Genomic DNA, 19,370 nt, shown 5'->3' with positions numbered 1-19,370 from the left:
CTCACCCCGGCGGCACCGAGAAGATATCAAGCACTCCCCACACGACATACGAAAGCGCCCAAAACAGGAGTGCGAAGAGCGCCAATAACCAGATTCGGTCGTACAGCCGCTGCAGAAGTGGTGCTTGGTCCCGGTCAGTAGACGCCATAGCTACCCTTTTCTCCACAACGTATTGAAATTTGTCACGATAAAACATACCACACTATTGTGGGGGGTTTCGGTAGGCAGACACGCGAGATGTGGAGTCGCGTCTTTTCTGCCAGACCGATATGTCTCATAGGGTGTCCTCTATTCCCCGAGCGAATCGAGGGCCACCGCGAAGAGACAGGCTACGACCCGGACTGGAAACTGGGTTGGGTTGGGTCGGGTCGCGTCTCTCGTTTCAGGGACTTCCGAACCGTCAGTTGAGCCTGACTAATCAGATTCTATGAAATCCATTACAATGTGATAGTCAGTGGTACGAGACGGTATGAGATGCGAACGGTGTGGGGTAGATACCACCGTCATCGGGCATACCGTCGACGGGTTCACGGGACACCTCTGTCAGGAGTGCTACGCCGTCTGGGGCCAATTCACTGAACCAGCGTAGACGCACACCTCGGCTTCTGAGTCGTCTCTCGGATGTGTCGCTTCGAACTCGCACTTATGGTAGTCGACAGACTACACTCACGAATGGTCGAAGCATACGTCACGATTCAGACCGGTGGTGGAACCTCACAGCGCGTCGTCGAACAGATTCGCAACCTCGACGGGGTGCGGAAGGCGAGTATCGTCGCTGGCGAGTTCGATATCGTCGCCGAAGTCGAGGCCGACTCCGAGCGCGACCTGCTCACACTCATCACCGACCAGATTCAACAGCTCGATGGCGTCGGCCGGACGAGTACGTGTATCGTTCTTGGGTGAGAGGTTTCCTTCGTCTTCCAGTTGTTCTAGACAGCGGTCCAACAGACCGTACGAAATTGTCCGCTGCGCTGCGCCCCGTCGTCGCGCTCCTCCACTGAACGACGATGTACTGTCAGCCAGCTGTCGCAGGCGAAGGCCTTCTTTCAGTGACGCCGACCAAACTGACGGGCACACCTAACGACGGTCGGGATATCACTGCGACGGCGGACGATCAGTGCGACCCCAAGTGCGAGATACACACCGCTAAACAGCATCAGTCCGTCGAAACTCTGGAAGAACGGCAGGAACTGGAGCGCGAACAGGCCGAGCAGCATAACGGCCTCACGGACGCTGAGTTCGAAATTGACGAGGAGTGTCACCGCAAAGAAACTCTGTGCCGCGGTTAGCCAGATTTCACCTGCCTGCTTCTGGCTGAATTGGAGGACACCATACGAGCCAAGCGAGAGGCTGTACACGACCACGAGCGTTCCGATGAGTAACGTCCACTGATTGAGTTTCGAAGAGATGAGCGTGTTGAACGCCGATGTCGTCCGCAGCTTTCGGACCAAGTACGCGGTTGCGATAAATTCAGGGCTCTCGCTGGCCAGCGGCGCAACCCACTGAATCATGAAAAACGACGAAAGCCCAAGTTGTGGTCCCAGCGTCTCCAACCCCTTCGCAAACGGTTTCACCGCGATCAGGATGATGAATGCAGAGTACACGAACATCACGAGGACTGCACCGATTCGACGCGACCGTGACAACGCTTGTAGATAGCCTGGGACGCCCAACTGTGGTTCGTGGATCGTCTCCCCTCGGAGAATGACGACGACGTAAGCCGCGTACAGTCCGACCAAGATAATCGCATCGAGCGCATCGATACCACCGCCAAACGGGATGAACAAGGCGTACACCGTCGCCACACCGAGGAACAGGATTTCGATGCTAATCCGTGGTTTGAGTTGGACCGAATTCCGGAGAAACCCGTCCCGACGGATTACCGACTCGTCGGTTGTGAATCGGGCGCGATAGATGGCGTACAGGGCGATAAGTGACCACCCGAGACCGACGAGAATGCGATTCGCCCCAGTCATATTGGCGACAGCAAGGTTGGCAGCGGTCTCTGAGGCCGGTGTACCCGGTGCCGCCCCTGCCTCCCACGCATAGAGCGCGTCGACAGCATACTCTGGCGCGACAGCGATGATTGCGAGAACGGCCAATGCGAACGACCGTGGAACATCAACTTCGGCCGTTTCGGCGCCCCACGTCAGTATGAACGCTGCACCAATAACTGCGACACCGCTCACGAGAATGACAGCAGGGACCGGAAGTGTCGGGACTACTCCCAAACCTCGAAGGGCGAGCCATGGGAGCGTGAGACAGACGACACCAGCGAGAGCAAGGAGTGGATGCCGAAGTCGAGTCTCCATACACTATTCAAAACAATCCTCTCAGTTATCTATTGGGTACGCCGGGAACAGACAGAATAGAACTCGATTCAGAATGAGAGCGATGCGGATACCGCCAGCGAAGCCACCATACAAAATATGGACGGCGGAAGCTGCCCATCGAAATGATGAGACACCGGTGCCAACTGCTCTTTCCAGCACTACCGCAGTCGTCGGTGGCTCGTCAGCGATGAGCCGGGTCACAATTGCGGCGATGACTCCGACGAGGTGACCACCGAGTACCCCGTTTAGTATCGTCGTCATCGTTCCTCGAACTCGTTAAAAAGCAAGCCGGTGGAGGGATTGTGAACCACGGTCGCTCCTTGCAGTCGCTCCCTGATTCAAATCCCCCGTGGCTACGTTTGACGCTCACGGACTCGTCGCTTCGCTCCTCGTGTAGTTCGCGTCAAAAAGAGCCGGTGGAGGGATTTGAACCCTCGGCCTATTCCTTACGAAGGAATCGCTCTGCCAGCTGAGCTACACCGGCGCGGTGGGCTTTCGAACGCATTCTTCCGTACCCCGGTTACGTAATTAAGACTTGCGAATCAACGCGGTGTCTGGTGGTCGCCACCACGTCGCTCGCCCCGTCACTCCCGCTTCGTCAGGCGAACGTCGAGACAGACGTTGTACTCGTGTGGGGCGTACGAGCGGACGATTTTCTCTTCGAGCACCGTCACGTCGAACGCCGGTTCGGCAGCCTCGCGAATCGCTTCGAGGCCGGGACCGAATGGGTCGTCTTCGTGCTGGATGTCGTAGAAGTGGATAACACACTCGTCGGCGGCGAGTCTGACCGCGGTTTCGACGAACTCGTCGGCGCTGTGCGGGAGGTTCATAATGAGTCGGTCTGCCCACCCTTCGTAGTCGTCGGCAACCTCCCGAACGTCGCCGTGAATCGCGGTGATGCGGTCGGCCACGTCGTTGCGCTCGGCGTTCTCGCGGAGGTACGCGATAGCCGACTCGTTCAGGTCGCAGGCGACGACTTCGGCACCCCTGGCGGCCGCGGGCACTGCAAACGGGCCGACACCAGCGAACATGTCGAAGACGCGCTCGCCTTCCTGTACCTGCTCGACGATGCGGTGGCGTTCGGTGGCGAGTCGAGGCGAGAAGTAGACCATCGCGATATCGAGGTGGAACTCGTGGCCGTACTCGCGGTGAACCGTCTCCGTGGAGTCGCCGACGAGTACGTCCCAATCCCGAACGCGGAGTTCGCCTTTGATTTTGGACGCGCGGTTGACGACGGTGTCGGCCCGAAGGTCAGATTCGACGATAGCGTCCGCAATCTCCCGAGCACGGTCGGCGTCGTCTTCGTCGATGATGACGACATCGCCGAGGCGTTCGTAAGAGGGTTCGAAGCCGAGGATGTCGGCGGGGTTCGTCTGCGTCTCGCGGGCGGGGGCCTCGTATTCGACGATATCGAGGTCCGAAGAAACGGCGTCGGGGTCGACAATAGGAATGTAGAGGTCCCCTTCGACGACCGAAATCTCGTGGTCGTGGTCCAGCAGGTCAGCGTCGGCGAGTTGCTTCCGCGTTTCCTCACCCTCGGTTCGGGGGACGCGGACGCACGGGACGTTCATACCGTCACCAGTTCGGCCCGCCGAGTAAGGGTGACGCTTCGACCCGGGTATAAAACAACCTGATCAGTCAGGGACCACGTATAGAACGATGGCCCGTGAACGAACCGATGCCCACAGACTCGACCGGCATCCGTCGTGCCAGTGGGCATGCCTCTGACATTGTGGATCTTGCCCGGGTCCACATTTTGGTTCCCGTATTCGAGCATCGATATTCGAATCCTGAATGTGAAATTTTACATCTCGGGACGACGATATGTCAGTGAATGAGTTGCATCGCGGAGTTTACGATTCGAAGTTGGGACCTTCCACTGATGGGCGCTTTCGAGCAGGCCCCCGGGATGCGGCTCGCTGTCGAACAGGTCGTTACCACGGACTCGGACCGGCCGATGCTCTTCGTGTGGGCCGACGGCGGCGATTTCGACGCATTCGAACTGGGATTAGAGACTGACGAGACGATTGCCGAACCCACGTTGATGGAGTCGCTGTCTGAACGGCGTCTCTATCGCTTGCAAGTGTCGGACGAAGTGAACCAGACCGTGTTTCCAACGGGTGCCGAGGTTGGCGCATCCCGTCTCGACACCTCGTTTACCGTCGACGGACTCCACGCCCGAATGCGATTTCCGGACCGCTGTGCACTCCGACAGTATCGACAGCAGTGCGCCGACCAGGGGCTAGAGATGTTCGTCCACCGAATCTACCGGGGCGACACCACAGAAGAGAACCGCTACGGACTCAGTCCGAAACAACGACAGGTGCTTTCGCTCGCCGCCGGACGAGGCTACTTCGAGGTTCCGAGAGAGGCGTCGTTGTCGGAACTATCCGACGAGTTAGGAATCTCGGCGCAATCGACCTCAGAGCGCATACGACGGGGAGTCTCGCAACTCGTCAGTTCGACGCTCGCCCCCGACTCGAACCTCGAAACGTGAAGTCGGCACACCCGTCCACCACGGGCGCGAGTGCCAACTGTCTCTCGGTCACGAGTTGCCGTCAGCGGACGATGGTGACGCTGACCGGCGCGCGTGTCGCGATAAGTTCGGCCACGCTCCCGAGAAGGAGGTTCGTCTCACCCGAGCGACCATGGCTGCCGACGTAAATCTCGTCCACGTCGTGGTCTCGGGTGTAGTCGATGACCTCACGTGCGGGGTCGCCGCGTTGGGTCACAGTCTGTACCTCGATACCGGTGCCGTCGGCGAGTGCGGTTAGTTCTTCGAATATCGCGTCCGCCACCTCCTCGGCCTTTTCGTACCACTCGGCCGACCCGTGGAGTGGTTCGAAGCTCACGTCGACATCGACCGGAGCGCTGTATCCGGGGTCCGACGGGTCGATGACGTGGAATGCGACGACCGTCGAGTCGGCGTCGGCGAGCGCTTTCTCGAACGCGCGCTTCGAGAGCGGTGACCCATCGACGGGAACGAGAATAGTGTCTGCCATGTCTGGTGATACGCTCTCTCGGCAGAAAAGCACTTGTGCGGCTGACTTTTCTGGTCAGCGCGTGAGTCTCTACATGTGGTTCGACTCCCGAGACTCTTCGAATCGCCTCGCGACCGGTGGCGAACACTCGTCATTTTGAGCGTCGTCGTTGCCGCGGCGCTCGCGGGAGGCACGTTCATCGTCGAGCGCGTCCCCATACTCACCGACCCACGAGCACTTCGCACGTGGCTTCTCGAATTCGGCGTCCTCGCACCGCTCGTCTTCGTCGGGGTGCAAGTCCTCCAGATTCTGGTCGCGCCCATCCCGGGACAGGCGCTCGGCTTCGCCAGCGGCTACCTCTTCGGAGCGGTACTGGGGACGTTCTACAGCATGGTGGGTATCGTCATCGGGACGGCCATCGCCGTCGCCCTCTCGCGAAAACTCGGCCGCCGGTACGTCGAGCGAGTCGTGGAAACGAATGTACTCGTACGCTTCGACAGTCTCTCTGCCAACCACGGACTCGCCGTGTTGTTCGTCGTGTTCCTCGTTCCCGGCCTGCCGGACGACGCAATCTGCTTCGCTGCCGGACTGACCAACCTCCCGGTCAGACGCATCGTCGCCGTCGCCGCAATCGGACGGTTGCCGGGGTTCCTCCTCGTGAACGTCGCGGGGTCGGCCGCGGCCGATGCGAACGGAGCACTCGTCGCCGTGACTATCGGCCTTCTCGCCGCCGCGTCGGTGTTCGGGTATCTCTATCGGTCCCAACTCCTCGGATGGGTCAGCGCCCAAACAACCAGTCGTTGAGTCGGACAACCGCGAGGTTCGAAAGGAGGAACAGGGCGAACGCGCCCGTAATCCATCCCCACTCCCGGAGACCGAGTGGAACGACCCCAAACAGCTCGGCAATGGGTGTGTAGAGCAACAGCATGTGGAGCGCGAGCGAGAGTGCCACCGCGTCGAGGAGCCAGCGATTCGAGAACACAGAGAGGTGATAGCGGAGTCTGACCGACTGGGTGCGGACTAACTCGGCGGTGACGAGGAACGTAAACAGCACCGTCTGTGCGACGATGATGTCTCCGGTCGCCGACAGCGCATAAAAGAACGACCCGAGCCCTGTTGCGGTGAGTGCGACCCCGATACCGACGATAGACGCGACGGTCCGTCTGTCAAGAACCCCCTCGTTTCTCGGGCGAGGAGGCCGCCGCATCACGTCCCCGGATTTGGGGTCCACACCGAGTGCGAGCGCCGGAAACCCATCAGTGACGAGGTTAAGCCACAACAGCGCGACGGGCGTGATGACGAGCGCTGACCCGGTACTGAACGCTTCTGGGAACAACAGCGCACCGAGCAGCGTGCCGAGGAAGACGACGAGAACCTCGCCAGCGTTGGCCGAGAGGAGGTAGTTGACGAACTTGCGGATGTTGTCGAAGATACCGCGCCCTTCCGCGATGGCGTCGCGGATGGTGACGAAGTTGTCGTCGCGGAGAACCATGTCGGACGCGCTCTGTGCGACTTGTGTCCCCTTTTTCCCCATCGAGATACCAACGTCAGCGTTGCCGAGTGCGGGGGCGTCGTTGACGCCATCGCCGGTCATCGCGACGGTGTAGCCCACGTCTTGGAGCGTCCGGAGAATTCTGACTTTGTGTTCCGGTTCGACGCGAGCGAACACGCTCGTCTCCTCGACGACGCGCCGGAGTTCCGCGTCGTCCATCTCACCAACGTCGCGTCCCGTGAGGACCGTCTCGCCGTCGATGCCGACCTGTCGAGCGATAGCGCGGGCGGTCTGGGCAGTGTCGCCCGTCGCCATCGTCACGCTGATACCTGCGGACCGACAGTCGGCGACGGCCGACGCGACACCTTCCCGCGGTGGGTCGGTCATCCCTTGCAGACCGAGGAAGACCAACCCAGATTCGAGCGTTTCGTCGTCTGCGTCGGGGTCTACCCCCGGTTCGTACGCAAATCCCAACACGCGAAGCGCGTCGTCGGCGAACGACGCTGTGGCGGCCTCGATTTCCCGGCGGTGGGCGTCGGTCAACGGTTCGAGTGCGCCATCGACTAGTATTCGGTCACACCGTTCGACGATGACTTCCGGACCACCCTTGACCAGTGCGACTGGGCCGTCACCCGGTGCTTCGAACTCGTCGACGACGACGGTCATCCGCTTTCGCTCCGAGGTGAATGGAATCTCGCGCAGTCGCTCGTCGATGCGCTCGACGGATGCACGCTGGGCGACAGAGAGCAACGCGACTTCGGTCGGGTCGCCACGGTGGTCGCCGTCGTCGAGCAACTCGGCGTCGTTGCACGTGACGCCGCAGGCGAGAAGTGACCTGAGCGCCGGGGTCGTCTCGACGTGGTCGTCGCCGAGTGCGACAGTTCGGTCGTCCGGAACCCACGCTCGCGTGACCGTCATTCGGTTCTCCGTCAGCGTTCCCGTCTTGTCGGTGACGATGAAGTCCACCGCCCCGAGGCTCTGGACAACGGCGAGGTTGCGAACGAGCGCGTTTCGGTGCAGGAGCGTCCGTGACCCGAGTGCGAGGGTGAGCGTGACCACGGCGGGAAGCCCTTCGGGGACGGCGGCAACGGCGAGCGTGACCGCGACGAGAAGCACGACCACTGGGTCTGTGGCGGTGAAGAACAACTGGACGAGCGCGACGAGGACGATAAGCCCGACGACGCCGATGCCGATGCGACGCGCCAGTCGGTCAATCTCGCGTTCGAAAGGCGTCGTGCGTTCTCTGGCGTGTCCAAGTTGGTCTGCGATATCTCCGAGTTCGGTGTTCATGGCGGTGCCGACGACGACTGCTTCTGCCCGTCCGCGGACGAGTGTCGTCCCGGCGTGGACGACACTTTGATGCTCGGCGAGCGGCGTGTCTGTGGCGACCGCTTCCAGCTGTTTCTCGACAGGGACGCTCTCGCCCGTCAACGTCGATTCGTCCGCCCGGCAGTCGACGGCTTCGAGCAGACGAGCGTCCGCGGGGACGGCATCACCCGCGGTGAGAATGAGTACGTCGCCGGGGACGAGTTCCGCTGCGGAAATCTCCCGGACGACCCCGTCTCTGCGGACGGTTGCGTCGGGCGTCGATAGTTGTTTGAGCGCTTCGAGCGCCTTCTCGGCACGGTAATCCTGCACGAAGCCGAAGAGACCGTTGCCGAACAGAATGAGGAAGATGAGCGCGGCGTCGGTGTACTCTGGTTCGCGTCCCGGGAGTAACCCGACCGCTAGCGAGAGTCCGGCGGCGACGACGAGCAGGAGGATGAGCGGGCTTGTGAACTGCGAGACGAGAAGTTCTACGGGGGAGACGCCATCGTCTTCGACGAGTTCGTTTCGGCCGTAGCGGTCGAGTCGACGGTCTGCCTCGTCGCTGTCGAGTCCGCCACTGTCGCAGTCGAGTCGTGAAAGTACCTCCTCCGGGGCGAGCGCGTGCCACGGCGCGTCCGCTGACTCGTCACGTCTCGGTTGATGCTGTGTAGCCCGCTCGGACACGTTTCGATGAGACGACACGAGAGGACGTATGTCCACCGCCGATTCTCAGAATCCGGTGTGCTACCTCGCCGTCTTTCGTCCCGTCAGTTCGTCGAAGTCGAGTTCGACGATGTGGATTCTGAGGTCGTCTATCTCTTCGTCGAAGACACGGACGCCACCGAAGAGGTCGTTGATAGTCGCGTCGTCGGGTATCTGGTCGTCCGGCAGGGTTCGAATCGGCCCGCGGGCAACGATGCTCCACGAGTCCTTTCCGGCGTCCTCGTAGCAGACGAACGTCGCTTCGGTCGTCGTCTCGATGAACTCGAACTTCTCGCTTTTGCCGTCATCGGTCAGGCGAAATAACAGTCGTCCACCGTTGGCGTCGAAGGCGACATGCGCCGGAACGCCGTAGGCGAGTCCGTCGTCGGCGAGCGACAGTACCCCGGACGAGGCGTCCGACAATCGTGTTTCCACTTCCTCGTCGTCCATCCCCACCGTGTAGACGTACTCGATATTGTCCATACGAACCTGTTCGTCCCCTCGACACATGAATAGGCCGACGGTACGGATGGATAGGCCGCTGGTACAGATGAATGGGCCACCAGTACAGATGAATGGGCACCGGCGCGTCGTTGATTCGAGGCTCAGTCGGGGAGGTAGAACTCCGATTTGGGCATCCGTTCGCGAATCTCAGGCGGGGCGTGCCGAACGATGTGCACGTCGAAGGCCCTGTCGCTCGCGAAGTTGCCGCCGATGCTGGCGAGTGGCGTGACGACGCGACCCGCGTTCTCGCTGCCGACGAAGACTACGTCCGCGTGTTCGTTGTGGGCGGCGTGCTTGAGTTTCGCCACGATTTCGCCGGGTGCTGGAAACCGGCCCGTTTTGAGCGCCCGGAAGGACGCGCCGGGGGCGATTTTCACTGCCGTCCGGTGGAGTTCACTGACGACGCTCTCGCGGTCGAAGTCGTCTTCCGAGACGACCCATCCCTTGTCGGACGCGTACTCCGCGTCCTGTGGAACCACGGCGACAGCGAGTACGTCGTCGCCGGTCTGTTTCGCATACGTTGCCGCCCGATGGAGCGCCGCATTCGCCAGTTGTGACCCGTCGTACGCGACGATGTACATACACGATACGTTCCTCGGACGCCTGATAAGTCAGTCGTTGGCGAACGATTCGAGTTCCGACTCGAACGAGTCGCCGAGACGGTCGAGGGCATCCTGTGCGGCCGCCGCGACAGCCTCGGGGTCGCGAAACGAGTCCCCGACGCCGATTTCGCGGCGGTGCCACTCGCCGCCCGCTCGGGCGAAGATATCGACCCACCAGTACAGTGTAAGCCCGCGCGCGAACTCGGTGACGGTGACGCGGTAGCGCCCGTCCGGTGACTCGTACACCGTCTGCGCGTGCGAGTCGTCGACGTCCGTGTCTACGTCGAGTTCGACGGTCCACCCCTCCGGAACAGACAGCGAGAAGGGGTCGTCAGTCATCGTTGGTGAACGAATGTGACGGAGTGACTTGATTAATGCGCTCGCGGCAGTTAGTCGAGCGACCGAGACGAGTTGGCGACGACGAGCAGACTCGACGTGCCCATGGCCACGGCGGCGAAAAGCGGGTTGAGGAGGCCGAGTGCGGCCAGTGGGATGGCCACCGCGTTGTACCCGAAGGCCCACGTGAGGTTCCCGCGAATACGGCGGTTCACACCTGCCGACAGCGAGAACACCTCCGGCACCGCGTCGATGTCGCGGCCAACGAGGACCGCGTCTGCGGCGTCCTCGGCGATGTCGGTCCCGGTGCCGAGTGCGATACCGATGTCGGCGGCAGCGAGCGCGGGTGCGTCGTTGCTTCCGTCGCCGACCATCGCAACCGTCCCGCGACTGCGGAGTCGTTCGACTGTCTCGGCTTTCGCCTCCGGCGGCACGCCCGCGAACACGTCGGTCACGTCGGGATGGTCGCGGAACCGGCGGGCAGCGCGCTCGGAATCGCCGGTCAGAACCACCACGTCGCGGCGGCCATTGTCTGCGACGGCGGCGACCACGTCGTCCCACTCGTCTCGGGGTTCGTCGCCGACCACGAAGACGGCCCGTACACTGTCGTCCCACCCGACGACGACGGGAACTGCGCCCGCTTCGCGGGCGGCCTCGATTGCGGTGTCGAGGTGTTTTCCGACCGTGATGCCCTCGTCTCGGAGGAGCGACGGATGACCCACGACGACACGTTCGCCGTTGGTGGCGGAGTCGCGACCATCGGCAACGCCGAAGTCGCCCTCGGTCGCTTCGACGACGCCCGAAACGCCCCTGTCGTGGACAGTCACGGATTCAGCCGGGAGGTCGGGAACGTTGAGGCCGCGCTCTTTTGCCGCCTCGACGACGGCAGTTGCGAGTGGGTGCGCGGAGAAGTGTTCGAGTGCTGCGGCCGCGGCGAGTGCAGACTCGTCGCCCTCGACGCGCACGACCGACATATCGCCGTCCGTCAGCGTGCCCGTCTTGTCGAAGACGACCACGTCCACGTCCGGGACGGCCTCGAAGACGGCCTCCGAGGCGACGACGATGCCGCGACTCGCGGCGGTCTTGATACCCGAGGCGACCGCGAGCGGCGTGGAGAGACCCAGCGCACACGGACAGGAGACGATGAGGACCGTGAGACCGACGAGGAGCGCCGCCGTCGCCGAGGCTCCTCGGAAGAGTGTCCACCCGAAGGCGACCACCGCGAGGACGAGCACCGTCGGGACGAAGATGGTCGCCAGTTTGTCCGCGAGTCGCTGGACGCCCGAGCGAGCGCTCTGGATGTCCCAGAGGAGTTCGACCAGTCTGTCGAGCGTACTCGTCGCGTCGTCACCAACCTCGACCACGAGTGGGCGGTCGGTGACGACCGTTCCACCGAGAACCTCGTCGCCGGGGCGTTTGGTCCGCGGCACCGACTCGCCAGTGACGAGTGCTTCGTCGACGGCGGCGGTTCCCTCGGCGATAGTTCCATCTACCGGAACGCGCTCGCCGGGTCGAACCTCGACCACGTCGCCGGGGGCGAGGTCGTCCACGGAGACCGTCTCGACACCATCTGCGGTGCGGCGGCGGGCCTCGGAGACCCGTGACGCCGCGAGGTCCGAGAGCATCCCTGCGGCCTTCCGCTTGATGCGGTCTTCGTAGTAGTTTCCGAGCGTCACGACGAGGATAATAGCGACGCTCACGTCGAAGTAGACGTGCGTCCGCCCGACGAGGACGGCGGCAGTCGAGTAGACGTACGCGCTCGTGGCCGCGAGCGAGACGAGGAGGTCCATGTTCGGTTGTCCCGCGTGGAGGCTGACGACGGCCCCGCGGAGGATGGGAAAACCGGTGTAGAACAGGACGATAGAGGTCATGACCCAGATGTTTCCGAGGATGTAGATGCCGTCGAAGACGCCGAGTTCGACGACGGGGGAGAAACCGACGTAGGTCGGGTACAGAAAGAGAACGTACCACAGCATCACCATCATCCCGAAGACGCCGCCGCCGATGACGAAACGGGCAACCTGATTGTCGGCCCGCTCTGCTGCCTCGCGTTCTTCGGGGTCACGGGTTCCGTAGCCGTAGCGGGCGAGCGTCGACGAGAGGTCGGTGAGGTCGGTGGTCTCCGGGTCGTAGGAGACACGGACCATGTCGCTGGCGTAACTCGCGTCGGCGGCGTAGACGCCTTCGCAGTTCCGTGCAGTCCCCGAGACGAACGCCTCGCAGGTCGCACAGTGCATCCCGTCGACGGCCATGTAGGTCCGTTCGGCGTCGTCGGGAACCGACGCGTCTGACCCGGCGAGTTCGCGCTCGACTTCCTCTGGGTCCGCAGTCGCGGCGTCGCCGAGGGTACGCGTGATTTCGAGACACCCGCGACAACAGAACTCGCCAGTGACTTCGTCGTCCGTGACTGGCGGCGACGGCGTCGGCAACCCACAGAGGTCACAGCCGTCAGTATCGCGGGCATCGTCGCCGCGGGGCCGCGTCTTGGTCGTCGCCATTATCCGAAGGGTTGGTAGAAGGGAACATGGAGGTGCGGGACCGGGACGCCGAGGAGCATCAACCCGTGGGACAGCGGGATATACCCGAGGACGAGAAACGACGCGCCCAGCGCGCGATGAAGGAGTGCGCGTCGCTGGGCGGACACTCGTCCGAGGAGCGTTCCGTAGAGGAACAGCGTCGGAATCGTCCCGAGGCCGAGCAATCCGAGCAATGCGGCGGACCGAATCGGTGCGCCGGTCGCAAAGGCGTAGAGGTACGCCGGATAGATGATGGGACACGGAAGCACCCCGTGTATCGCTCCGAGTCCGAGGATTCGGGGGCCGCCAACGAGACGGTCGACGTGATTCGTCGCCCAGCCACTCACGCGCCCGAACAGACGTGTGACGGGGGCAGGCGTCAGTCGGTCCATGGCGGCGGACCGCCCGACGAGATAGCCGACACCGGTGAGGATGATAGCACTCCCGACGAGGAGTCCCATCGCCCCACGAACCCCGTTGCCGAAGAGTGACAGTGAGTCGACAGCGCCGAAGAACAGACTCCCGACGAGGGCGAACGCGGCACCGATGGCCGCGTAGCTCAGTGCACGGCCCACGTTGAAGAGCGCATGCTGTCGAACCTGAAACAGCGTGAGCGAGTCGGTCCCCTCGCGGTCGCTCAGCCTCTCAGCGTACACGCTCACTAGCGGACCACACATCCCCAGACAATGTGCCCCGCCGAGTACGCCGACGAGAAGGAAGGCAACCGCTTCCGGCGAGTCGGCGAGCCAGACAGGGACAGTTATCCCGCCGTCCATTACCCATCCTCCATCTCAGGTCCCTCGTGCATCTCAGGCCGTGTGTTCGTGCTCTGCGTCGTGCTCGCTCTCGTGGCCGTGTCCGCCCTCGGTCGGACTCATAAGCAGGTAGATAACCACCGAGATAAGAAGCACGTTGACTGCCGTCACACCTCCCGCGAGCGGGTTCTTGGTCAGACCGAAGACGATTGCAGGCAAGAGTGCGAGCAGTGCAACCGTTCCGGCGAGACGCGGAGTGAGTTCCATATCGGTGAGTCACGTTGGGTACTGTTTCGGATTTCGGCGATTCTAACAGCGTGAGAATCGCCTTCTGTGTTGAAGTCTTGTTCATACCCAAGACGGGGTATGGCCGTTGATTCGACAGCAGAGGGGAGCGCCGCGGCCCCCGACTCTGACGACTCCAATTTGGTCGGAGACGGCGGGGTGACCGTGGCGGAACAACGTGGCTCCGAACCACCGACCGATTCTATCGTCGGAACGGCCGACGACAGCATCGTCCGCGAAATTGGGCACGACGATTTCGACCCGGTTGGAACGCTGATACTCGTACTCATCTACATGGCCATCCTTCTGGGGATGTGGGTGTTCATGTACTTCGTCGAGTTCCTGGGTCGTGGCTTGACGGTGGTGGGATAACATGGAGATTCACGCCTACGAGAAACTCTGGTTGGCGCTGGCACTCGTTCTCATCGTCGGCTTCATTGGCACCATCACCTACGGTGCCGCAGGGGCAGGTATCGAGATGATAGATGACAAGGGTGGCACCGTCGACCCGGCGACGCTCGACGACCACCCGAAGTTCGGCGACCCGGGCATCGAAAAGACCGGTGAGAACCAGTACGACGTGTACCTCGTCGCTCGGCAGTTCGTCTTCGAACCCGGGACGTCAGAGCCGCTCCGCGTTCCCGCGGGAAGCACCGTCACCTTCCACGTGACCGCCGCTGACGTTATCCACGGCTTCGAAGTCGTCGGGACGAACGCCAACACGATGGCGATTCCCGGACAGGTCGCCGAGTTCACCGTCAAATTCGAAGAACCAGGCGAGTACGGTATGCTGTGCAACGAGTACTGTGGCTCGGGCCACCACGTGATGGAAGGGTCCATAGTCGTGATGGAACAGCGTGAATTCGACAGTTGGTACGAAGCGCAGAACGAGGAGGAACAGAACTGATGGCGACTAGTGAACCACTCTTTGCGACCCGGTTCCCCGACGAGGCGGCCGTCGCGAAAGCGAACCTCCTCGTCGCGTTCGTCGCACTCGGCATCGGGGCGTTCTTTGGCCTCATACAGGCGTTGCACCGGACGGATGTGCTCCGGATCATCGATTCGGCGGACTACTACACGCTCTTGACCGGACACGGCGTCCTCTTGGCAATCGTCTTTACCATCTTCTCGCTCGCTGCGGTGTTCCACTGGGCGACGGCGAGAAGTTTCGAACGCCCAGCGGTCAGTAGCCTCTTTTCGTGGGCCTGGTTCGGTCTCATGACGACGGGGTCGATTCTCGCCGCCGTGGCCATTCTCGGCGGTCTCGTTCCGAACCTCGGAATCAGCGCCGACGTACTGTTTACCTTCTACGCGCCGCTGCAGGCCCACCCGATTTTCTACATCGGACTGGCGATGTTCATCGTCGGGACGTGGCTCTCGGGTGCCGACTGGTTCCTTAGTTACCGCGCGTGGCGCAAAGACAATCCCAACGAGCGCATCCCGTTGCAGGGCTTTATGGTCCTGACCACGATGATTATGTGGTACATCTCCACTCTCGGCGTCGCCGTGTCGGTGGTGTTCTTCCTCATCCCGTGGTCGCTCGGCCTCATCGAGAGCGTCAACCCACTGTTGACGCGGACGCTGTTTTGGTACTTCGGCCACCCCATCGTGTACTTCTGGCTCATGCCAGCGTACCTGATGTGGTACACCGTCCTGCCGAAACTCGCCGGTGGTCGGCTGTTCAGTGACCCGCTCGCCCGCGTGGTGTTCGTGTTGTTCCTCCTGCTTTCGACCCCGGTCGGCATCCACCACCAGTACGTCGACCCGGGTATCGCGGAGGGCTTCAAGTTCATCGCGATGACGAACACGATGTTCCTGCTCCTTCCGTCGCTGCTCACGGCCTTTACCACCGTTGCGAGCGTCGAACACGGTGCGCGCCAGCGCGGCGGTGAGGGTTACCTCCGCTGGCTCGGTGCGCTCCCGTGGCGCGACCCGGCGTTCACCGGCATGGCCTTCGCCGGTTTCATCTTCGCCGCCGGTGGCTTCTCGGGGATGATAAACGCCGGGATGAACATCAACTACCTCATCCACAACACACTGTGGGTGCCCGGCCACTTCCACATGACCGTCGGCACGGCTGTCGCGCTGACCCTCATGGCCGGGTCGTACTGGCTCGTTCCCCAACTCACGGGGACGAAGCTCTACAGCCGTCCAATCGGCCTGCTACAGGTCGTCCTCTGGTTCGTCGGCATCGTGTTCATGTCGAACGCGATGCACCGTGCCGGTCTCGCTGGCATCCCACGCCGTACGGCCGAACCGCAGTACCAGAACTTCGACTTCGTGACGCCCATCGGCAGCATCTTCGAACTTCGCGTCCAGATTGCTTTCGGCGGGGTGCTGTTGTTCCTGTCGGTGGTGCTGTTCCTGTTCAACATGCTCCTGACCGCGTTCGGTGAGGAGTCCGAAAAGCCCGTGGACGCGTCCCTCCCCGAACCGCTCTCCGGCCCCAACGGGAGTCCCCGCGTCCTCGACAACCTCGGCATGTGGACCATCATCGCTGCCGTTCTCGTCGTCCTCGCCTACACACTGCCGTTGGCGGGAATCATCCAGTACGGTGGCGGCCTCTTCGGTGGGGGGCTACCCGTTCCAGTTACGGTCTTCCCCGACGTAGAGATAGTGAAGACCGTTCTCGAAGGCGTCTTCGCCGCGCTTGCGGGGGTGTTACTATGAGATTCACCAAAGCACAAGCACTCATACTGATCGCGTTCAGCGTTCCGGTCGCAATCGAACTCCGCACGGTCGCAGGCTTTTTCAACTACGAACTCCCCCTCATCGGGGTCGTGGTAATCGAATTCCTGTTCCTCGCCTTGCTTTTCGTCCTGTACGGACTGTACGGCGAAAAGTCAGCTGCCGCGGCTCAATAGTCGGCCCGGAACCGACTATCGCCCCTGAACCGACTATCGCCCCTGAACCGACTTCGACCGACCGCGGCGATTCGACCGCCCGAATCGACGACGACCATCATTTTCTGACACTCGGCATCGACAGTGGCTGCTGTCTGTCGTTTCGCTCTCGTCTGTCGCCGTCTCAAAATTGTATCGAACCGGATAGTTTCCCGCGCACTGAGAACCAGTCTGCGTATATATGGGACGTTCTGGGCTATCTACGAGTGACTATGAACATCGACTTGATGAAAGTCGGCATCGGCGTGGCAGTCGTCATCGGCATCGTCCTGACGGGTGTCGCTGGATACGCGCTGTACGCGACGCTCGGCGGCGTCTCGGGGCTGACTATCGCGCCCGAACTGCTCGTCAGCATCGTCTTCGGCGTGATGCTCCTCGCGGCCGCCGCCAGCGTCTCGAAGATAGCGCCCAAGCCGCGCACCCGTGCCTGAACTCGCCGGTAACCCGTCCGACGCCTCCATTTCTCACACCAGTTTCTGACCAGCGGCGCGTCGTCCGTGGACGACGTGTTCGGACGCACGGTCACACTCGACAGCACAGTCATGAACGACGCACACCAATCTCTTGAGATGTACGACACAGTCCTCGTTCCGACCGACGGAAGCGCCCGCTCTCGCGCCGCCGCGCGCCGTGCTATCGACCTCGCGGCGGTCTACGGGGCGACAGTTTCCGTCCTCTCGGTTATCGACGCGAGAGACCTCGGCCTGTGGACCTCCGCTGACGTTCCGATTGCGAACGTCCAAGCTACCCTCAGAGACGCCGCAGAGATGGCGGTCGAAGAAATCGCCGCGCTCGCATCCGAGTCGGACGTCCCCTGCGAAACCACCGTCCGTATCGGCGTTCCACACCGAGAGATTCTCGACTTCGTCGAGGAGCGCGACGCTGATATCGTCGTGATGGCGACACACGGCCGAAAAGGACTGGAACACGCGATTCTCGGCAGTACCACAGAGCGGGTCGTGCGACTGTCCGACGTTCCCGTCTTGACCGTCAGGGAGTGAGTCGGAAACACGCCGCGGATTCAAGTGTGCGCTCGAATCCCGTCTCGCACCGCTCTGCGCCCGTACACAGCGATACCGAGAGCGCCTGCGCCGCCGAGAATGACGGGTACCACTTCGACCCCGCCGACGAGGAGTCGGGCGACGCCCCACAGGAAGAACGCGGCGGCCTGCGCGAGTTGGTACCCGAGCGTCTCGTTGAATGGGGCGAAGCCCCCGGCGAGAAAGACCAGACAGAGAATGCCGACTGCGACACCGTCGACGAGTGCCGCGTCGATCCATCCGAGACTGACGAGGGCAAAAGCGAGGACGGTGAATGCGACGCCAACGGCGAGTTTGTGCGGGACTATCGCTGCGAACAGCGGTTCGTCCGGTGGAACCACCGTCGGGTCGTCGCTGCGTTCGGTCTCGTTCGGAGGCACACCGACACTATCCAACGGAATGATAAGTATGTGGCTGCCGAGTCGGATTCGACACCGTTGGGTTACTCGATTGGAATCGGGCTACCGCCGTCGCGGTCGCGGTCCCGACCCCTGACCGCAGGTCGCTCGTCGAGTTCGACCACGAGCGTTGCCGGGTCACCGTCGCGGAACACGTCCACTGCGACGGGTTCTCCGGGGCTGGTTTCGGTGATGAGATAGCGCATCAACTCCTCGTGGGTCCGGACTGGGTTGCCTTCGATGGCGACGATAACGTCGCCGCCGACGGGGATTTCGACCCCGCCGTGGGCGACCACGTCTCGACACCCGTTCAGGAACGCCGAACCTCCGTCCGGACCCACCGCGTCGACGACGAGCACACCGCGCGGTGCGTCGAGGTCGTTCGCTTCGGCCACGGTCGGCGTCACGTCGAGGGTCCGAGCGCGGAGGTAGGAGTGTCGGTACCGGCCGTCGGTGACGAGGTCCGGCACGATGCGCGTGGCGATGGCCGGAGAGACAGCAAACCCGATGTTGTCGCCCTGTTTCGCGCGGTTGACGCCGACGACTTCGTACGTCGGGTCGCTCTCTTCACTGCCGATGCGACCGACCAGTGGTCCGCCCGAGTTGCCGGGGTTGATTGGCGCATCCGTTTGGACGACATCGGGGATGGCGAAGCCGTTCGAGGTCGGAAGCGACCGATTTGCTCCGGAGACGATGCCCGCCGAGATGGACCCGTCGAGCCCGAGCGGATTGCCGAGGGCAGCGACTTGCCGACCGGGGGTGGGGTTCTGCGTTGCGAGCGGGAGAGGTGAGGCGTCCGCCGGGAGGTCGTCGACGGCGACGACCGCGAGGTCGGTGTATGCGTCCGTGCCGACCACGTCGCCGACGCGCCACGACCCATCGGCGAACCTGAGTTCGACGCGACTCGTGTCGCTACCGTTGGCTAACCGGACAACGTGTTCGTTGGTTACGAGGTGCTGGTCGTCGTAGACGAAGGCGCTTCCGGCACCACCGGCGCGTCGATGGCCGCCGACGTAGACCGAGACGACCGACGGGATGACATCGCGGTACAGTCCTTCGAAGTCGATTGTCGTGGACATGGTGTGGCGTCGACCGAACAGCGTTCGCCCCTCGAACGCGCTTACCTCGGGTTAGTGTCCGACGGATTTGTGATTGTCGCATGTTGACAACCAACAGTCTTGTTCCGGGATGGGTGTGTCGTCTTCGGTGACTCCG

22 protein-coding genes and 1 tRNA gene are annotated in these 19,370 nt (G+C 62.4%); 9 read left to right on the top strand and 14 right to left on the bottom strand.

The features are described 5' to 3' along the window. Nucleotide 1: 1 nt before the first annotated feature. A complete protein-coding gene (locus tag ACH9L7_RS08295; RefSeq protein WP_396610254.1) occupies nucleotides 2-148 on the bottom strand; it encodes a hypothetical protein in 147 nt (48 codons plus the stop codon). A 524-nt stretch (nucleotides 149-672) separates the two neighbouring features. Here ACH9L7_RS08295 and ACH9L7_RS08290 point away from each other — a divergent pair. Then, entirely contained in the window at nucleotides 673-903 is a 231-nt protein-coding gene (locus ACH9L7_RS08290; protein WP_396610253.1) for an Lrp/AsnC family transcriptional regulator, read from the top strand. A gap of 143 nt (nucleotides 904-1,046) precedes the next feature. On the opposite strand, the gene ACH9L7_RS08285 is transcribed toward ACH9L7_RS08290, so the two are convergent. The 3 genes from ACH9L7_RS08285 to ACH9L7_RS08275 all read right to left on the bottom strand — a co-directional run bounded on the left by ACH9L7_RS08285 (nucleotide 1,047) and on the right by ACH9L7_RS08275 (nucleotide 3,904). Further along, nucleotides 1,047-2,312, bottom strand: a complete 1,266-nt coding sequence (locus tag ACH9L7_RS08285; protein WP_396610252.1) for a sodium:calcium antiporter — start codon at nucleotides 2,310-2,312, stop codon at nucleotides 1,047-1,049. A gap of 432 nt (nucleotides 2,313-2,744) precedes the next feature. Continuing rightward, nucleotides 2,745-2,817: transfer RNA gene (locus tag ACH9L7_RS08280), tRNA-Thr, on the bottom strand. 100 nt (nucleotides 2,818-2,917) lie between these two features. Then, nucleotides 2,918-3,904, bottom strand: coding sequence for a class I SAM-dependent methyltransferase (locus tag ACH9L7_RS08275; RefSeq protein ID WP_396610251.1), 987 nt, complete (start codon nucleotides 3,902-3,904; stop codon nucleotides 2,918-2,920). Nucleotides 3,905-4,167: 263 nt separating this feature from the next. Here ACH9L7_RS08275 and ACH9L7_RS08270 point away from each other — a divergent pair, with 263 nt between their 5' ends. Further along, the gene (locus ACH9L7_RS08270; RefSeq protein ID WP_396610250.1) at nucleotides 4,168-4,830 is read left to right on the top strand and encodes a helix-turn-helix domain-containing protein; all 663 of its coding nucleotides are present in this window, start codon (nucleotides 4,168-4,170) and stop codon (nucleotides 4,828-4,830) included. Nucleotides 4,831-4,891: 61 nt separating this feature from the next. Here the strand turns inward: ACH9L7_RS08270 and ACH9L7_RS08265 are convergent, their stop codons facing one another. After that, nucleotides 4,892-5,335, bottom strand: a complete 444-nt coding sequence (locus tag ACH9L7_RS08265) for a universal stress protein (protein ID WP_396610249.1) — start codon at nucleotides 5,333-5,335, stop codon at nucleotides 4,892-4,894. Nucleotides 5,336-5,410: 75 nt separating this feature from the next. Between ACH9L7_RS08265 and ACH9L7_RS08260 the strand changes: the two genes are divergently transcribed. After that, nucleotides 5,411-6,118, top strand: coding sequence for a TVP38/TMEM64 family protein (locus tag ACH9L7_RS08260; protein ID WP_396610248.1), 708 nt, complete (start codon nucleotides 5,411-5,413; stop codon nucleotides 6,116-6,118). Here the strand turns inward: ACH9L7_RS08260 and ACH9L7_RS08255 are convergent. From ACH9L7_RS08255 to ACH9L7_RS08225, 7 genes are all read right to left on the bottom strand, one after another. Then, nucleotides 6,093-8,834, bottom strand: a complete 2,742-nt coding sequence (locus ACH9L7_RS08255; RefSeq protein WP_396610247.1) for a cation-translocating P-type ATPase — start codon at nucleotides 8,832-8,834, stop codon at nucleotides 6,093-6,095. The two genes, ACH9L7_RS08260 and ACH9L7_RS08255, sit on opposite strands and share 26 nt — an antisense overlap. A 24-nt stretch (nucleotides 8,835-8,858) precedes the next feature. Beyond that, a complete protein-coding gene (locus ACH9L7_RS08250) occupies nucleotides 8,859-9,299 on the bottom strand; it encodes a pyridoxamine 5'-phosphate oxidase family protein (protein WP_396610246.1) in 441 nt (146 codons plus the stop codon). Nucleotides 9,300-9,421: 122 nt separating this feature from the next. Beyond that, entirely contained in the window at nucleotides 9,422-9,901 is a 480-nt protein-coding gene (locus tag ACH9L7_RS08245) for a universal stress protein (RefSeq protein ID WP_396610245.1), read from the bottom strand. Nucleotides 9,902-9,931: 30 nt separating this feature from the next. Beyond that, a complete protein-coding gene (locus ACH9L7_RS08240; RefSeq protein WP_396610244.1) occupies nucleotides 9,932-10,261 on the bottom strand; it encodes a hypothetical protein in 330 nt (109 codons plus the stop codon). Nucleotides 10,262-10,311: 50 nt separating this feature from the next. After that, nucleotides 10,312-12,756, bottom strand: coding sequence for a heavy metal translocating P-type ATPase (locus ACH9L7_RS08235; RefSeq protein ID WP_396610243.1), 2,445 nt, complete (start codon nucleotides 12,754-12,756; stop codon nucleotides 10,312-10,314). Then, nucleotides 12,756-13,550: a sulfite exporter TauE/SafE family protein gene (locus ACH9L7_RS08230; protein ID WP_396610242.1), complete on the bottom strand. Its 795-nt coding sequence runs from the start codon at nucleotides 13,548-13,550 to the stop codon at nucleotides 12,756-12,758. The genes ACH9L7_RS08235 and ACH9L7_RS08230 overlap by 1 nt, the downstream gene beginning before the upstream one ends. Nucleotides 13,551-13,583: 33 nt before the next feature. Next, nucleotides 13,584-13,796, bottom strand: a complete 213-nt coding sequence (locus ACH9L7_RS08225) for a hypothetical protein (protein ID WP_396610241.1) — start codon at nucleotides 13,794-13,796, stop codon at nucleotides 13,584-13,586. 99 nt (nucleotides 13,797-13,895) lie between these two features. Here ACH9L7_RS08225 and ACH9L7_RS08220 point away from each other — a divergent pair, with 99 nt between their 5' ends. The 6 genes from ACH9L7_RS08220 (at nucleotide 13,896) to ACH9L7_RS08195 (ending at nucleotide 17,718) form a co-directional block, all read left to right on the top strand. Then, nucleotides 13,896-14,186, top strand: a complete 291-nt coding sequence (locus tag ACH9L7_RS08220; protein ID WP_396610240.1) for a ba3-type terminal oxidase subunit CbaD — start codon at nucleotides 13,896-13,898, stop codon at nucleotides 14,184-14,186. Nucleotide 14,187: 1 nt separating this feature from the next. Next, entirely contained in the window at nucleotides 14,188-14,721 is a 534-nt protein-coding gene (locus ACH9L7_RS08215; protein ID WP_396610239.1) for a cytochrome c oxidase subunit II, read from the top strand. Further along, nucleotides 14,721-16,484, top strand: coding sequence for a b(o/a)3-type cytochrome-c oxidase subunit 1 (locus ACH9L7_RS08210; RefSeq protein WP_396610238.1), 1,764 nt, complete (start codon nucleotides 14,721-14,723; stop codon nucleotides 16,482-16,484). Before ACH9L7_RS08215 ends, ACH9L7_RS08210 begins: the two co-directional genes overlap by 1 nt. Beyond that, nucleotides 16,481-16,678, top strand: a complete 198-nt coding sequence (locus tag ACH9L7_RS08205) for a CbaC protein (RefSeq protein ID WP_396610237.1) — start codon at nucleotides 16,481-16,483, stop codon at nucleotides 16,676-16,678. Before ACH9L7_RS08210 ends, ACH9L7_RS08205 begins: the two co-directional genes overlap by 4 nt. Nucleotides 16,679-16,929: 251 nt before the next feature. Further along, nucleotides 16,930-17,148 carry a hypothetical protein gene (locus ACH9L7_RS08200; RefSeq protein ID WP_396613244.1) on the top strand — a complete coding sequence of 73 codons (219 nt, stop codon included), beginning with the start codon at nucleotides 16,930-16,932 and terminating at the stop codon, nucleotides 17,146-17,148. 138 nt (nucleotides 17,149-17,286) lie between these two features. Beyond that, a complete protein-coding gene (locus ACH9L7_RS08195; RefSeq protein WP_396610236.1) occupies nucleotides 17,287-17,718 on the top strand; it encodes a universal stress protein in 432 nt (143 codons plus the stop codon). Between the two features lie 20 nt (nucleotides 17,719-17,738). On the opposite strand, the gene ACH9L7_RS08190 is transcribed toward ACH9L7_RS08195, so the two are convergent. Both ACH9L7_RS08190 and ACH9L7_RS08185 read right to left on the bottom strand, forming a co-directional pair. Beyond that, nucleotides 17,739-18,137: a hypothetical protein gene (locus ACH9L7_RS08190; RefSeq protein WP_396610235.1), complete on the bottom strand. Its 399-nt coding sequence runs from the start codon at nucleotides 18,135-18,137 to the stop codon at nucleotides 17,739-17,741. 62 nt (nucleotides 18,138-18,199) lie between these two features. Continuing rightward, nucleotides 18,200-19,234 carry a S1C family serine protease gene (locus tag ACH9L7_RS08185; RefSeq protein WP_396610234.1) on the bottom strand — a complete coding sequence of 345 codons (1,035 nt, stop codon included), beginning with the start codon at nucleotides 19,232-19,234 and terminating at the stop codon, nucleotides 18,200-18,202. Nucleotides 19,235-19,370: the final 136 nt, after the last annotated feature.

The organism is Haloferax sp. S1W, assembly GCF_044593955.1.
Classification (GTDB): Archaea; Halobacteriota; Halobacteria; order Halobacteriales; family Haloferacaceae; genus Haloferax.
This window is presented reverse-complemented; position numbering and strand designations above follow the sequence as displayed.

Excerpts from the sequence above, each read along its gene's own strand:
- ACH9L7_RS08185 (WP_396610234.1), bottom strand. The coding sequence starts at position 19,234 with ATGTCCACGACAATCGACTTCGAAGGACTGTACCGCGATGTCATCCCG.
- ACH9L7_RS08220 (WP_396610240.1), top strand. The coding sequence starts at position 13,896 with ATGGCCGTTGATTCGACAGCAGAGGGGAGCGCCGCGGCCCCCGACTCT.
- ACH9L7_RS08265 (WP_396610249.1), bottom strand. The coding sequence starts at position 5,335 with ATGGCAGACACTATTCTCGTTCCCGTCGATGGGTCACCGCTCTCGAAG.
- ACH9L7_RS08285 (WP_396610252.1), bottom strand. The coding sequence starts at position 2,312 with ATGGAGACTCGACTTCGGCATCCACTCCTTGCTCTCGCTGGTGTCGTC.
- ACH9L7_RS08225 (WP_396610241.1), bottom strand. The coding sequence starts at position 13,796 with ATGGAACTCACTCCGCGTCTCGCCGGAACGGTTGCACTGCTCGCACTC.
- ACH9L7_RS08245 (WP_396610245.1), bottom strand. The coding sequence starts at position 9,901 with ATGTACATCGTCGCGTACGACGGGTCACAACTGGCGAATGCGGCGCTC.
- ACH9L7_RS08250 (WP_396610246.1), bottom strand. The coding sequence starts at position 9,299 with ATGGACAATATCGAGTACGTCTACACGGTGGGGATGGACGACGAGGAA.
- ACH9L7_RS08210 (WP_396610238.1), top strand. The coding sequence starts at position 14,721 with ATGGCGACTAGTGAACCACTCTTTGCGACCCGGTTCCCCGACGAGGCG.
- ACH9L7_RS08295 (WP_396610254.1), bottom strand. The coding sequence starts at position 148 with ATGGCGTCTACTGACCGGGACCAAGCACCACTTCTGCAGCGGCTGTAC.
- ACH9L7_RS08215 (WP_396610239.1), top strand. The coding sequence starts at position 14,188 with ATGGAGATTCACGCCTACGAGAAACTCTGGTTGGCGCTGGCACTCGTT.
- ACH9L7_RS08290 (WP_396610253.1), top strand. The coding sequence starts at position 673 with ATGGTCGAAGCATACGTCACGATTCAGACCGGTGGTGGAACCTCACAG.
- ACH9L7_RS08200 (WP_396613244.1), top strand. The coding sequence starts at position 16,930 with ATGAACATCGACTTGATGAAAGTCGGCATCGGCGTGGCAGTCGTCATC.
- ACH9L7_RS08230 (WP_396610242.1), bottom strand. The coding sequence starts at position 13,550 with ATGGACGGCGGGATAACTGTCCCTGTCTGGCTCGCCGACTCGCCGGAA.
- ACH9L7_RS08195 (WP_396610236.1), top strand. The coding sequence starts at position 17,287 with ATGTACGACACAGTCCTCGTTCCGACCGACGGAAGCGCCCGCTCTCGC.
- ACH9L7_RS08270 (WP_396610250.1), top strand. The coding sequence starts at position 4,168 with ATGAGTTGCATCGCGGAGTTTACGATTCGAAGTTGGGACCTTCCACTG.
- ACH9L7_RS08275 (WP_396610251.1), bottom strand. The coding sequence starts at position 3,904 with ATGAACGTCCCGTGCGTCCGCGTCCCCCGAACCGAGGGTGAGGAAACG.
- ACH9L7_RS08235 (WP_396610243.1), bottom strand. The coding sequence starts at position 12,756 with ATGGCGACGACCAAGACGCGGCCCCGCGGCGACGATGCCCGCGATACT.
- ACH9L7_RS08205 (WP_396610237.1), top strand. The coding sequence starts at position 16,481 with ATGAGATTCACCAAAGCACAAGCACTCATACTGATCGCGTTCAGCGTT.
- ACH9L7_RS08240 (WP_396610244.1), bottom strand. The coding sequence starts at position 10,261 with ATGACTGACGACCCCTTCTCGCTGTCTGTTCCGGAGGGGTGGACCGTC.